Genomic DNA, 13,992 nt, shown 5'->3' on the forward strand with positions numbered 1-13,992 from the left:
ACGCGATGCGGGCACGTAAGTTGGACGCGTGGCCCTTCCTAATCTCACCCGGGATCAGGCCGTCGAACGCGCCGCCCTGATCACCGTCGACAGCTACCAGATCCAACTCGATGTCACCGATGGCAACGGAAACGCCGGCGAACGCACGTTCCGGTCCACGACCACGGTGGTGTTCGATGCGCTGCCCGGCGCCGACACCTACATCGACCTCGCCGCCGAGACGGTGCGCGCCGCCAGCCTCAACGGCCACGACATCGATGTGTCCGGGTACGACGAATCGACGGGCATCCCGTTGCGCGGTCTGCAGCAACACAACGTCGTCGTCGTGGACGCGGACTGCCGCTACTCCAACACGGGCGAGGGACTGCACCGCTTCGTCGACCCCGTCGACAACGAGACCTACCTGTACTCGCAATTCGAAACCGCCGACGCCAAGCGCATGTTCGCCTGCTTCGACCAACCCGACCTCAAGGCGACGTTCGACCTGCGGGTGACGGCACCCAAGCACTGGAAGGTGATCTCCAACGGCGCACCCGCGTCCACGGGGGACTCGGACACCCACAGAGTGCACACCTTTGCCACCACCCCCCGGATGAGCACCTATCTGGTGGCGCTGATCGCCGGCCCGTACGCCGAGTGGAACGACACCTACACCGACGAACACGGGGAGATCCCGCTGGGCATCTTCTGCCGGGAGTCGTTGGCGCGCCACATGGACGCCGAGCGGCTGTTCACCCAGACCAAGCAGGGATTCGGCTTCTACCACAAGAACTTCGGGCTGCCCTACGCGTTCGGCAAGTACGACCAGCTGTTCGTCCCCGAATTCAACGCCGGCGCAATGGAAAACGCGGGCGCGGTGACCTTCTTGGAGGACTACGTCTTTCGCAGCAAGGTCACCCGGGCCTCCTACGAGCGGCGCGCCGAGACCGTGCTGCACGAGATGGCGCACATGTGGTTCGGGGACCTGGTCACCATGACCTGGTGGGACGACCTGTGGCTCAACGAGTCGTTCGCCACGTTCGCCTCGGTGCTGTGCCAGGCGGAGTCCACCGAATTCACCGAGGCATGGACGACCTTCGCCACGGTCGAGAAGTCGTGGGCGTACCGCCAGGACCAACTGCCGTCGACGCACCCCATCGCCGCGGATATCCCCGACCTGGCCGCGGTCGAGGTCAACTTCGACGGCATCACCTACGCTAAGGGCGCCTCCGTCCTCAAGCAGCTCGTCGCCTACGTCGGGTTGGAGCAGTTCCTGGCCGGGCTGCGCGACTACTTCCGCAGCCACGCGTTCGGCAACGCCACCTTCGGTGACCTGGTGGCCGCGCTGGAGAAGGCCTCGGGCCGCGACCTGTCCGACTGGGGCCAGCAGTGGCTGAAGACCACCGGACTGAACACGCTGCGAGCGGATTTCGACGTCGACGCCGATGACCGGTTCAGCCGGTTCGTGGTGCAGCAGAGCGGCGCCGCCCCGGGGGCCGGCGAAACCCGGGTGCACCGGCTGGCGATCGGGATCTACGACGACGACGGGGCGGGCAAGCTGGTGCGGGTGCGGCGGGAAGAACTCGACGTCGAGGGTCCCGTCACGGAAGTCCCTGCGCTGGTTGGTGTTCCGCGCGGTCAGCTGGTTCTGGTCAACGATGACGACCTGACATATTGCGCTCTGCGGCTGGACGGCGAGTCGCTGCAGACCGCGCTGCGGCGGATCGCCGACATCGCCGAGCCGCTGCCGCGCTCGCTGGTGTGGTCTGCGGCGTGGGAGATGACGCGGGAGGCCGAGCTGCGGGCCCGCGATTTCGTGGCCCTGGTTTCCGACGGGGTGCACGCCGAAACCGAGGTCGGGGTGGCGCAGCGGCTGCTGCTGCAGGCGCAGACGGCGCTCGGCTCCTACGCCGACCCCAGGTGGGCCCACGAGCATGGGTGGCCGCAGTTCGCCGACCGGATGGTGGAGCTGGCGCGCGCCGCGGAGCCCGGCTCGGATCACCAGCTCGCGTTCGTCAACACGCTGTGTTCGTCGGTGCTGTCGACCCGCCACGTCGTGACGCTGGCGGACCTGCTCGACCACGACCCCGCCGACTTGGGACTGGCCGGTCTCGAGATCGACACCGACCTGCGGTGGCGGATCGTGACCGCCCTCGCCGCCGCCGGCGAGGTCGACGCCGACGGGCCCGCGACGCCCTTCATCGACGCGGAGGTCGAGCGCGACCCGACGGCCGCCGGCAAGCGACACGGCGCCCAAGCGGCAACGGCACGGCCGCAACCGAAGGTCAAGGAGGAGGCCTGGGCCAGGGTGATCGAGGACGACACCCTGGCCAACATCACGGCCCGCTCCATCATCGCCGGCTTCGCCCCGGCCGGGCAGCATGACCTGCTCAAACCGTTCACCGACCGCTATTTCGAGGCGATCGCGGGCGTGTGGGCGCGGCGGTCCAGCGAGGTCGCGCAAACGGTGGTGATCGGCCTCTACCCGCACTGGGACATCAGCGAGGCCGGTATCGCGGCCGCCGACAAGTTTCTCTCCGACCCGGACGTGCCGCCGGCCCTGCGGCGGTTGGTGCTGGAGGGCCAGGCCGGCGTGAAGCGGTCCCTGCGGGCCCGCACGTTCGACGCGGCCGATTAGGCCGGGGCGATCCCCGCGCTCAATACCCGGATCGCGCTGACCAGTCCGTCGACCAGGTCGCCCCGCTGGAACGCCGACGACGCGGCGGCGACCCCCAGCGGCGCGGACGACTCGGCGCCGCGGCCGCGGACCTGGGAGCCGTACACCACCTCGATGACCTTTTGGTCGGGTGAGACGGCCAGCAACACGGCATTGTCCGGAGTCGGCACCTTGGCCAGGATCTCCCGGGCCCGGGCGGCGGTGTCGTTGCCCAGGTCGCCGAGGTAGACGGCGAACCGTGCCTTCGATGACCGCGAGCCGAACTTCAGCGCGTCGTCGATGGCGACGAGGTCCTTGGTCGGGAACGGGTAATGAACCGACAGCTCACCGGGCTCGGTGACGCCGGAGATCCGTCCGCTGGTGGTGATCACCCACCCGTTGGGCAGCTCGGCGGGCTCGATCGTCGCCACATCACCACGTACCACTGGCGCCACCTCCAACTGAGAACTCCGGTGTGTCGTGCCCGCCGTGCGCGTGACCGACGTCTTCGTCCGTGGCCGCCCACAGGACCGGAGGGTGTGTCCACTTCTCGCCCAACTTGTAGGTCGCCGGGTGCGGTCCCTTGTGGGACCAGATCAGCACCGCCAGCACCGCCACCAGCAGCAACGGTATCCCGATGAAGTACAGGTGAATCTGCATAAGGCTCACGACGGAAACCGTATCCCACGCGCCGGTCCATCGGCACACTCGGACACGAGATGTCGAGCGATCGAGACGCTACGCCGCGCCTTCACCGAGGTAGCGCGCCCACGCCGGGTCGAGCTCCTTGACGGTCGACAGCAGGCGCCAGTGCTGTCCCGTCGGTGGCACGGGTGTCCGGCGCAGCACCCAGCCCAGCTCGGTGAGCAGCTTGTCGCCCTTGCGGTGGTTACACGTCGAGCAGCAGGCGACGCAGTTCTCCCAGGAATGGTCGCCCCCGCGGCTGCGGGGCACCACGTGATCGACGGTGTCGGCCTTCGCCCCGCAGTAGGCGCAGGAGAACCGGTCGCGGTGCATCAGCGCGGCCCGGGTCATCGGCACGCGGGCCCGGTAGGGAACCCGGACATAGGTCCGCAGCTGGATCACCGAGGGCACGACGATCGAGCTGGTGGCCGAGTGGATGACCGGCCCGGCCGGGTCGTGGTGGACCACGTCGGCCTTGCCGCAGATCACCATCACGATGGCCCGCCGCATCGGCAGCGCGGTCAGCGGCTCGTAGGTGGAGTTCAGCAGCAGCACCCGCCGGCGGCTCCACAGCGATGCGCTGTCTTGGCGGTTGGGGGGATGGGTATCGACGCTATGCAGGCATGACGCGGTTGGGGGCCCGGTTAACCCTGCCGCGGCACCGGAACTGCGGTGGCTGCGGCGTCTCTTGCCCTGCGCCATAGATCCTCCGCCGATAGTCCACCACGATTCGTCGCCAATCGCACCCCTATTGCAGGTGAACGGCATGTCGTCCGGGTGAACAGCGGGACGGCGGGCGGCCCGGCTCGGCCCGACGCCGTCGCGATGGACCACAATGGAGGCGATGGATTCCGAGCCCCAGTCCTTCTATGACGCCGTCGGCGGCGCCGAAACCTTCCACGCGATTGTGTCTCGCTTCTATGCCGAGGTCGCCGAGGACGAGATCCTGCGCCGGCTGTACCCCGAGGACGACCTGGCGGGCGCCGAGGAACGGTTGCGCATGTTCCTCGAGCAATACTGGGGCGGCCCGCGCACCTACTCCGACCGCCGAGGTCACCCCCGGTTGCGGATGCGGCACGTCCCGTTCCGGATCACTCCGATCGAGCGCGACGCCTGGCTGCGCTGCATGCACACCGCCGTCGCCTCGATCGACTCGGAGACCCTCGACGACGAGCACCGACGCCAGCTGCTCGATTACCTTGAGATGGCCGCCCACTCACTTGTCAACTCGCCCTTCTGATACCCAACCGAACGGAGCAGGATGAGCCCCGGAACATGGTGGTCGAACGCGGTCTTCTATCAGGTCTATCCCCGGTCGTTCGCCGACAGCGACAGCGACGGGGTTGGCGACATCGATGGGTTACTGGCCCACCTGGATCACCTCGAACGGCTCGGGGTGGACGCGATCTGGCTCAACCCCGTGACCGTCTCGCCGATGGTCGACCACGGCTACGACGTCGCCGACCCGCGCGACATCGACCCGCTGTTCGGTGGGATGGCGGCCATTGAGCGGCTGATCCCGGCGGCGCACGAGCGGGGCATCAAGATCACCATGGACGTGGTGCCCAACCACACCAGCTCGGCGCACCCATGGTTCCAGGCCGCGCTGGCCGCCGGGCCGGGCACCGAGGCGCGGGACCGCTACTACTTTCGCGACGGCCGGGGTCCCGCCGGGGAGCTGCCCCCGAACAACTGGACGTCGGTGTTCGGGGGGTCCGCGTGGACACGGGTGGTGGAGCCGGACGGCAATCCGGGCCAGTACTACCTGCACCTTTTCGACGCCGAGCAGCCGGACCTGAACTGGGAGCACCCGGACGTCTTCGACGATTTCGAGAAGACCCTGCGGTTCTGGCTCGAGCGCGGCGTGGACGGCTTCCGCATCGACGTGGCGCACGGGATGGCGAAGCCGTCCGACCTGCCCGACGCGAAGGACGACGTCAAGGTGTTGAGTCACAGCGACGACGACCCGCGCTTCAACCACCCGAGCGTCCACGAGATCCACCGCGGGATCCGCAAGATCGTCGACGACTATCCCGACGCGGTGACCATCGGCGAGGTGTGGGTGCTGGACAACCTTTTGTGGGCCGAGTACCTGCGGCCCGACGAACTGCACCTCGGCTTCAACTTCCGGCTGACCAAGATCCACTTCGACGCGAGCGAGATCCACCACGCGATCCAGAATTCGATGGAGGCCATCGCGATCGAGAACGCCATCCCGACCTGGACGCTGTCCAACCACGACGTGGGCCGCGAGGTCACCCGTTATGGGGGCGGCGAGATCGGGCTGCGCCGGGCGAAGGCCATGGCGATGGTGATGCTCGCCCTGCCGGGCGCGGTGTTCATCTACAACGGCGAGGAGCTGGGGTTGCCGGACGTCGAGCTGCCCGACGAGGCGCTGCAGGACCCGACGTGGGAACGCTCCGGGCACACCGAGCGCGGCCGCGACAAGTGCCGGGTCCCGATCCCGTGGTCGGGCGACGCTCCCCCGTTCGGGTTTTCCAGCTCGCCCGACACCTGGTTACCGATGCCGCAGGATTGGGCGGCGTTGACCGTCGAGCGGCAGATCGCCGACCCGGAATCGACCTTTTCGTTCTTCCAGCGCGTCATCAAATTGCGTAAGGAGCGCACCGAATTCGAGGGTGACGAGATCGATTGGTTGGACGCTCCGCGCGATGCGCTGATCTTCCGGCGCCGCGGCGGCGGGGCGGTGTGCGCGGTGAACGCGGGCCGCCGACCGATCCCGCTGCCGCCGGGAGACCTCATCGTGGCCAGCGCCCCGCTGGTCGACGGCGAACTCCCGCCGGACGCCGCGGCCTGGCTCGCCTGAACGGCAGACCCAAAGCCGCGGCGGTGCAGCCGCTTTCGGATGGCGATCGGCCGATCGTCGGGGTGGCGCCGCGGCATAGATACCCTGCGGGGGTACTGTCGTGTCATGGCCGAGATCGAAACCGCGATTCCGGGTCGGAAGCAGACGCCGTCCGGCCCCAGCGGCGAAAGGCGGGTTGGTGGATAACACCGTGCGATGGTTGGTGACGGCGCTCTTCGCCGTCAGCTTCGCATCCTACGCGTATTTCCTTGTCGCCCAACGACGCTGCTGGACCGGTGTCGTGAGCCAGCTGCTGCACTTGGCGATGTCGGCGGTGATGATCTCGATGGCCTGGGGGGTGGGCATGAGCCTGCCGACCATCGTCGCGGCAACATGCTTTTTGCTCGGTGGCGCCTGGTTCGTCGGCATCGCCGGCCGTGCGCCCTGGGCCGCCGACGGCAGGCTCACCAACTACTACTACGCCCTGATGATGGTGGCGATGGCCTGGATGTACGGGGCCATGAACGGCAGCTGGCCGGGGCACCCGGAGCACACCGGCATGGACGGGATGAACATGCCCGCACCCAGCGCCGCGTCGGGGGTGCAGCACGCCGCACACCGCCTGCCGCAGGCCGCGGCGAACTGGGTCAGCATAGTGAACTGGGCCGCGGCCCTTGGGTTCGGCGCGGTGGCGATTTTATGGGCGTACCGCTGGTTAGCGCAGCACTGGACGAGGCTGATGCCGCGCACCGTTCGACTCACGTACGCGCAAATCGTGACTCAGGCGGTCACCGCCGCCGGCACGGCGCTGATGTTCGCCGACATCGTGTGATCCGAGTCGCTGATCTATACCTAGTACATGGCGACCTACGCGTGGACAGTGATCGGAGCCGGGCCCGCGGGAATTGCCGCGGTGGGAAGGCTGCTCGATCGGGGCATACCGCCCGACAAGATCGCCTGGGTGGATCCCGCCTTCGCCGCGGGAGACCTGGGCGGCAAGTGGAGGTCGGTGTCCAGCAACACCATCGCCGGCACGTTTATGAGTTATTTGAACGGCTCTGCATCCTTTCGGTTCTCACAAGCACCGCCGTCGCCGCTGGCCGAAGTCGACCCGGAGGAGACCTGCGCCCTTGCCCTGGTCGCCGAACCGCTGGTGTGGGTGACCGCGCGGCTGCGCGAGCGGGTGCACGTGTTCGAGACGACGGCCACCACCCTGACCTTGCGGCGACGGCAGTGGTGGGTCGAAACGTTGGACCCGGATCTGGCCTCGGACAACGTGATTCTCGCCGTCGGCGCGGTGCCCAGGAGGCTCGACTACCCTCTCGACGAGATTCCGGTCGAGGTCGCCCTCGATGCCGACAAACTCGCCGAGTTGCCGCTGGAAGGCGCGACGGTTGCCGTCTTCGGCTCATCGCACTCGTCGATGATCGTGCTGCCGCACCTGCTGCGGCTTCCGGTCGGCAAGGTGATCAACTTCTACCGCAGCCCACTCAAATACGCCGTCTATCTGGATGATTGGATCCTGTTCGACGACACCGGCCTCAAGGGGCGCGCCGCCGAGTGGGCCCGCGAGAACATCGACGGGGTGCATCCCGAGCGGTTGGAGAGGTGCTTGGTTTCGAGCCCGCAATTCGAAGAGAAGGTCGCCGAGTGCGACCATGTCGTTTATACCGTCGGCTTCGAGGCGCGGAAGCTGCCCGAGACGCCGCAATGGGGCCCGCTGCAATACAACCGGATGAACGGAATCCTTGCCCCCGGCCTGTTCGGGCTGGGCATCGCGTTTCCCGAGTACGCCGAAGACCCCTACGGCTACGGGCAATACCGGGTGGGCCTCAAGAAGTTCATGGATTACCTCGACGCGGTCCTTCCACTGTGGATGGTCTACGGGACGTGACGACAACCGTGTCCGACATCGCAGATTTCAGAATCCGGGCGCGCGGCGGTCGACGCGTCATCGCAGCAGCAGCGCCGGGTCGCCGCGGCGGCGGTACACAGAGCCGAACCGGGCGTCGATGCGCAGCCAGGTCGGCAGGATTCGGACGCGGATCATTTCGTCAGCGCCGACGGCATCCGGAGACTGCGGCAGGAAACCCATTGCCGTCAGGGCGAACACACACCGCATAGGCAGCCCCACATTGACGTCGGGTGAACTCACCTGAATGACCTCCTGGTCGAGCAGCGACACGGGCGGGCCGTGAGAACTGCCGTGCTCCTTGGCCAGTCGCGCGCCACGCTGCGCCAGGTCGAGGATCACGCGGGCGGGTATGTCCTCGAGGTGGGTGAAGCCGGTGTCCGGGGGCAACGCTCCGCGCCACGCGGAGTCCATCGCGAAGCCGGGATCGACATAACCCGAGTCGTCCATGGCGGCCAGGCCCCGCGCCAGGGCGTCCGCGCCGACCGACAGATCCTCCGGCCGCACCTCGCCACCCACCACCCGGCTGGCCAGGACGTCGAAACCCGTTGCCACCCAGGCCGTGAGCAACCCGGCCGCTCGGCTACGGAGGCGAACGACCGCGGCGTCGTCAAGACGCTGCGCGTGACCGACGAACGCGGCCAAGTCCCTGCGCTGAGCGGCCCGGTCTCGCGGCCCCAGCCAAAGCCCGCGGTCAGCTACCGAATCCACCGCTGCAAATACTCCCGATGGTGCGGGGAGAGCCGCACCAAGCGCTCCTCCTCGATATGAACGGCGGCCAGCTGCGACTCGGCGACGACCGCGGGCTTAGACTCGGGATCGGCGCCGACCGAGCGCACTTCGTAGCCCAGCGTGAAGTCCACCGCCCGCAGTCGCTTGGTCCACATCGTCACCTGCAGCGGCGAATCGACCAGCCGCAGTTGACCTTTGTAGGTCACCTTGACTTCGGCGATCAGCAACCCGATGGTCAAGATGTCGACCTCGAACGCTTCGCGCAGGAACTGGACTCGGGCCTCCTCGAGGATCGTGACCATCGTCGCGTGGTTGACGTGCTGATACATGTCGATGTCCGACCAGCGCACCGGTACGGGGGCCACGAAGCCGACGCTCAACTCGACGATCCTCTTCCGCTGGTGCGGGTCATGCGCCGGATCTGACGCGCGGCCACCGATAGCGTCGCAAGATCCTTCTCCCCGCATTCCTGAATTTCGATGAGGGTGCGGCGGGCCCGCTCCACCCTGGACGCGGACAGGTGTTCCCATTCGGCGATCTTCTCCTCGCCGCTTTCGTCCGGCTCTCCCACGGCGAGCACATCGAAGCACAACGATCGCACCGAAGCGTAGATGTCGTCGCGAATCGCCAAGCGCGCCAGAGAATGCCATCGATCGTTGCGAGGCAGTTCGGAGACCGCCGTCAACAGGCTGTCGGTGCCCAGCCGATCCATCAGGGCGAAGTACGTGTCCGCGACCTCGGCGGGGGCGATGTCGTTGATGTCGCCGATGTCGATGATGTCCAGCAGGCTGAAGCGGTACAGGCCGGCGGCGATCGTGTACGCCAGGTCCTCGGGGGTTCCCTGCGACGCAAACTCGGCGGCTTCCTTTTCGACGATCGCCTTGTCGTCGCCGCGCAGCCACTCCGACATGCGGGGGGTCAGGTCTTTGACCTTCGCGGCGAACCGGTTGATCTCGGCGCCGACGGCCAGCGGCTGTGGACGGTAGTTGAGCAGCCAGCGGCCGGCGCGATCGATCAACCGCCGGGTATCCAGCGTGAGCCGATCCGACAGGGCCACCGGCAGATTGGCCGCGCGGATCCGCCGCCAGATTTCGCCGACGCCGAAGATCGCGTCGGTGGCGACGTAGGTCCGCACCGCGTCGACCGGGCCGACACCGACGTCTTCGGTGATCCGGAACGCGTAGCTGATGCCGGCGGTGTCGACCAGGTCGTTGATCAGCATGGTGGTGACGATCTCGCGGCGCAGCTGATGCGTACGGATCTCGCTACCGAATCGTTCCCGCAACGGCGTCGGGAAGTACTGCGGCAACCGGGATGCGAACACGTCCTGCTCGGTCAGTTCGGTGTTCAGCATCTCCTCTTTGAGCCCGAGTTTGACGTGCGCCATCAGGGTGCACAGCTCGGGCGAGGTGAGACCGATGCCGGCCTCACACCTCCGGTCGATTTCCTTCTCCGAGGGCAAAGCTTCCAATTCGCGGTTGAGCCCCCGCTCGTCGACCAGATACTGAATCTGCCTGCCGTGCACCGGCAGCAGGCTCGCCGCGTTGGCGCGGCTGGTGCCGATCAAGTCGTTCTGGTCCTCGTTGTCGGTGAGCACCAGCGTTGCGACCTCGTCGGTCATCGACTCGAGCAGCTCCTTGCGCTCTTGACGATCGACCCTGCCCGCGGTGACCAGCGAGTCGATCAGGATCTTGATGTTGACCTCGTGGTCCGAGCAGTCCACGCCGGCGGAGTTGTCCATCGCGTCGGTGTTGATGCGCCCGCCCGACAGGTCGAACTCGACCCGCCCCAGGGCGGTCACCCCCAGGTTGCCGCCCTCGCCGATCACCTTGGCGCGCACCTGACTTGCGTTGACCCGCACCGGGTCGTTGGCGCGATCGCCGACGTCGGAGTCGGACTCGGATTCGGCCTTGATGTAGGTGCCGATGCCGCCGTTGAACAGCAGATCGACCGGCGCCTGCAGGATCGCCTTGATCAGATTCGGTGGGGTCATCTCGGTGATCTCGCCGTCGATGCCCAACGCCTCGCGCACCTGCGGGCTGACGGGGATGGATTTGTGCTCGCGGCTGTACACCCCGCCGCCCTCGCTGATCAACGACTTGTCGTAGTCGTCCCAGCTGGAGCGCGGCAGGTCGAACATGCGTCGGCGTTCCTCCCACGAGGCCGCGGTGTCGGGGGCGGGGTCGAGGAAGACATGCCGGTGATCGAAGGCGGCGATCAACCTGATGTGTTTGGACAGCAGCATGCCATTGCCGAACACGTCGCCGCTCATGTCGCCGATGCCGACCACCGTGAAGTCGTCGGCCTGGGTGTCGACGCCCATCTCCCGGAAGTGTCGTTTGACGGCCTCCCACGCGCCCCTGGCGGTGATGCCCATGGCCTTGTGGTCGTAGCCGACCGATCCGCCCGACGCGAACGCGTCGCCCAACCAGAATCCGTAGGACTTGGCGACGTCGTTGGCGATGTCGGAGAAGGTGGCGGTGCCCTTGTCCGCGGCCACCACCAGGTAGGCGTCGTCGCCGTCGCGCCGGATCACCTCGGGTGGCGGGCTGACCTTTTTCGTTTTGTGGTCCACGTTGTCGGTGACGTCGAGCAGCCCGGAGATGAACAGCTGGTAGCAGGCGACGCCTTCGGCGCGGGTGGCCTCGCGGTCCTCCGCCGGGTCGCCGGTCGGCATCGGCGGCCGCTTCACGACGAAGCCCCCCTTGGCGCCGACCGGCACGATGACGGCGTTCTTGACGGCTTGCGCCTTGACCAGGCCGAGGATCTCGGTGCGGAAGTCGTCGCGCCGGTCCGACCAGCGCAGCCCGCCCCGCGCCACCGGACCGAAGCGCAGGTGCACGCCTTCCACGCGGGGCGAATAGACGAAGATCTCGTACTTGGGGCGCGGCAGCGGAAGCTCGTCGATGAGCTGAGCGTTGAGCTTGAGGGCCAGCACATTTCGTGCGCGGGCCGAGCCGTCTCGCGTGACGAAGTAGTTGGTGCGCAACGTCGCCTGGACCAGCGACGCGAACGCCCGCAGGATGCGGTCGGTGTCCAGGCTCATCAGCGCGTCGATGTCGGCGGCAACCGCGGCGGCCGCCGCCTGGGCGTCGCGGTTCGCCGACGCGCGTGACGGGCGAGGATCAAAGAGCGCCTCGAACAGGGCGACCAGCGATCGCGCGGTGGAGGGGTGCTCGCCCAGCACCGATTCGATGTAGGACTGGCTGTACGGAAAGCCCGCCTGCCGTAAATATTTCGCGTAAGCGCGCAGCAGCACGACTTGCTGCCAGGTCAGCCGTGCCCGCATGACCAGCTCGTTGAACCGGTCGACCTCGACGCGACCCTGCCAGATCGCGGTGACCGCGTCGGCGAACCGTTGCGCGGTCGCCTCGCGGTCGGCCGTCGTCGTGGCGGGCGCGATGGTGGGGTGCGTCGAAATCTTGAACTGGTAGATCCACACCGGCAGCCCGTCCGGGCGGGTCACCGTGAACGGCCGCTCCTCGAGCACCACCACGCCCATGCTCTGCAACATGGGCAGCAGCTGGCTCAGCGAGGCACTGCGCCCGCCCAGGAACCAGGTGAGCTGGGCGGCGCCCTCCTCACCGCGTTCGGAGAACACCAGCTTGACCGAATTGTCCTGCAGCTCTTCGATGATGGCGATGTGCTCGATCGCGTCGGCCGGGGTGACGGCCTGCTTGTAGACCTCGGGGAAGGCGGTCCCGTAGTGTTCGGCGTTCGCCTGGTCAACCGAGCCTTCCGCGGCCGCGGCGATCAACCGGTCGGTCCAGGTGCGCGCGGCCTCGCTCAGCATCCCCTGGATGCGGATCCGGTTATCCTCGGAGACGTCCGGCGGTACCGCGTGTTCGGGCAGCCGGACCATGAAATGCATGAGGGCCCAGGGTGATTCGCTGACACGAGCGGTGAATTCCAGCCGCGTGCCACCGAACTCCCGGACCAGGATGTCCTCGATCTGCAGCCGCACCTGCGTGGTGTAGCGGTCGCGGGGCAGGTAGACCAGGCAGGAGACGAAGTATTGGAGCCGGTCGGCCCGCAGGAACAGCAGCGCCCGCCGTTGGGATCCCAGGTCCACCACCGCTTTGGCCATTGTCAACAGCCGTTCGGCACTCAGCGTGAACAGTTCCGAGCGCGGGACGGTCTGGATGACGTCAAGCAGCAGCTGGCCGGGGTGGATCGGGTCGCTGTCGGCCAGGGCGAGCGCCTCGCGCACCCGGGTTGAGACCGTCGGGATCTCCAGGACGTCCGCGTTCATCGCGGCGACGGTGAAGAGCCCCACGAAGCGATGCTCGATGACACCGTCCTCGCCGCCGACGTGCTCCCGAACCGCGATGGCGTACGGGTAGGCGCCGTAGCGCAGGTAGCTGCCCACGACCGATTGCGCGAGCACCAGCAGTGTGTCGTCGTCGGTCAGCCGGGGGCGGGAACCGGTGCGGGTGCGCAGGACGCCCAGGCCGGGTGACCCGTCGCCGGAGACCAGGCCGTCGTGCACGCCGCAGCGCTGGTAGCCGAGCAGCAGGAAGTTACCGTCGCCCAGCCAGCGCAGCAGCGCCGCGACGTCCTCGCGGTCGGGGGCCGTGAAGTGGCCCTGCGCGTTGGTTTCGACGTCCGCGGCCAGGCCGCTCAGGGTGGCGATCAACGCGTCCGCGTCGCTGGCGACCTGTTGCACGTCGGACAGGACCTTGGGCAACAGCCGTTCGACTTCGGCGAGGCCCTTGCTGTCAACCGACGGCAGCAGCTGCACGTGGATCCACGCCTCGCCCTCGTATTGCGGTGCGCCGGGCGGTTTGGGGTCCACGCTGGCCAACTCGCCCGTCGGTTTGCGGTGCACCTCGAACACCGGGGTCATGATGGCCGTGTAGGACACGCCGAGCCGGTGCAGCAGCACCGTGACGGAGTCCAGCAGCATGCCGCCGTGATCGGTGACGACTTGCAGGGCGGGCCCGAATCCGGCGGGGTGGTCCTGCGGGTAGACCGCGACCCGGCTTTGACCGGACGGGCGGTGCTGCCCGAGCCGGTAGTGGGCGCCGAGCATGCCGGGAGTCAGGATGGCGGTGGGGACGGTCGGGTCGATGGGACCGGATTCCGCCGCCCCGGGTCGGTCGCCGTGCGGACCGCGATAGCTCTCGACATAGGCCTTCGCGATCCACTCCGGTATGTCCTGCGGCTGGTTGAAGGCGGTCCACGGCTTGAGGGCCTGCCTAGCTCCGGGATCGATCGTCATGC

11 protein-coding genes are annotated in these 13,992 nt (G+C 67.6%); 5 read left to right on the forward strand and 6 right to left on the reverse strand.

The annotated features are described in order from the left end of the window. Positions 1-28 precede the first annotated feature (28 nt). A complete protein-coding gene (gene pepN / locus G6N51_RS10735) occupies positions 29-2,617 on the forward strand; it encodes an aminopeptidase N (RefSeq protein ID WP_083174973.1) in 2,589 nt (862 codons plus the stop codon). Here the strand turns inward: pepN and G6N51_RS10740 are convergent. From G6N51_RS10740 to G6N51_RS10750, 3 genes are all read right to left on the reverse strand, one after another. After that, positions 2,614-3,081, reverse strand: a complete 468-nt coding sequence (locus G6N51_RS10740) for a DUF5130 domain-containing protein (protein WP_083174976.1) — start codon at positions 3,079-3,081, stop codon at positions 2,614-2,616. The two genes, pepN and G6N51_RS10740, sit on opposite strands and share 4 nt — an antisense overlap. Next, a complete protein-coding gene (gene ctaJ / locus G6N51_RS10745) occupies positions 3,068-3,295 on the reverse strand; it encodes an aa3-type cytochrome oxidase subunit CtaJ (RefSeq protein WP_083174979.1) in 228 nt (75 codons plus the stop codon). Before ctaJ ends, G6N51_RS10740 begins: the two co-directional genes overlap by 14 nt. Before the next feature lie 78 nt (positions 3,296-3,373). Then, on the reverse strand, positions 3,374-4,021 hold the full coding sequence (locus tag G6N51_RS10750) for an HNH endonuclease (RefSeq protein WP_083174983.1): 648 nt from the start codon (positions 4,019-4,021) through the stop codon (positions 3,374-3,376). A gap of 142 nt (positions 4,022-4,163) precedes the next feature. Between G6N51_RS10750 and G6N51_RS10755 the strand changes: the two genes are divergently transcribed. From G6N51_RS10755 to G6N51_RS10770, 4 genes are all read left to right on the forward strand, one after another. Further along, positions 4,164-4,559 carry a globin gene (locus G6N51_RS10755; protein ID WP_083175025.1) on the forward strand — a complete coding sequence of 132 codons (396 nt, stop codon included), beginning with the start codon at positions 4,164-4,166 and terminating at the stop codon, positions 4,557-4,559. Positions 4,560-4,580: 21 nt separating this feature from the next. Then, positions 4,581-6,146, forward strand: a complete 1,566-nt coding sequence (locus tag G6N51_RS10760) for a glycoside hydrolase family 13 protein (RefSeq protein WP_083174986.1) — start codon at positions 4,581-4,583, stop codon at positions 6,144-6,146. Positions 6,147-6,324: 178 nt separating this feature from the next. Next, a complete protein-coding gene (locus G6N51_RS10765; protein WP_142275196.1) occupies positions 6,325-6,957 on the forward strand; it encodes a DUF5134 domain-containing protein in 633 nt (210 codons plus the stop codon). A 48-nt stretch (positions 6,958-7,005) separates the two neighbouring features. Beyond that, positions 7,006-8,019, forward strand: a complete 1,014-nt coding sequence (locus tag G6N51_RS10770; RefSeq protein WP_083175028.1) for an FAD/NAD(P)-binding protein — start codon at positions 7,006-7,008, stop codon at positions 8,017-8,019. A gap of 57 nt (positions 8,020-8,076) precedes the next feature. Here G6N51_RS10770 and G6N51_RS10775 read toward each other — a convergent pair whose 3' ends face one another. Genes G6N51_RS10775 through G6N51_RS10785 form a run of 3 tightly spaced genes read right to left on the reverse strand, consistent with a single transcriptional unit; the run spans position 8,077 to position 13,990 of the window. Further along, positions 8,077-8,748, reverse strand: a complete 672-nt coding sequence (locus tag G6N51_RS10775) for a hypothetical protein (RefSeq protein ID WP_083174992.1) — start codon at positions 8,746-8,748, stop codon at positions 8,077-8,079. After that, positions 8,736-9,149, reverse strand: coding sequence for an acyl-CoA thioesterase (locus G6N51_RS10780; RefSeq protein ID WP_083174995.1), 414 nt, complete (start codon positions 9,147-9,149; stop codon positions 8,736-8,738). Before G6N51_RS10780 ends, G6N51_RS10775 begins: the two co-directional genes overlap by 13 nt. Next, positions 9,146-13,990, reverse strand: a complete 4,845-nt coding sequence (locus tag G6N51_RS10785) for an NAD-glutamate dehydrogenase (protein ID WP_083174997.1) — start codon at positions 13,988-13,990, stop codon at positions 9,146-9,148. Before G6N51_RS10785 ends, G6N51_RS10780 begins: the two co-directional genes overlap by 4 nt. Between the last annotated feature and the right edge of the window lie 2 nt (positions 13,991-13,992).

The sequence above is a fragment of the Mycobacterium paraseoulense genome (assembly GCF_010731655.1).
GTDB lineage: Bacteria > Actinomycetota > Actinomycetes > Mycobacteriales > Mycobacteriaceae > Mycobacterium > Mycobacterium paraseoulense.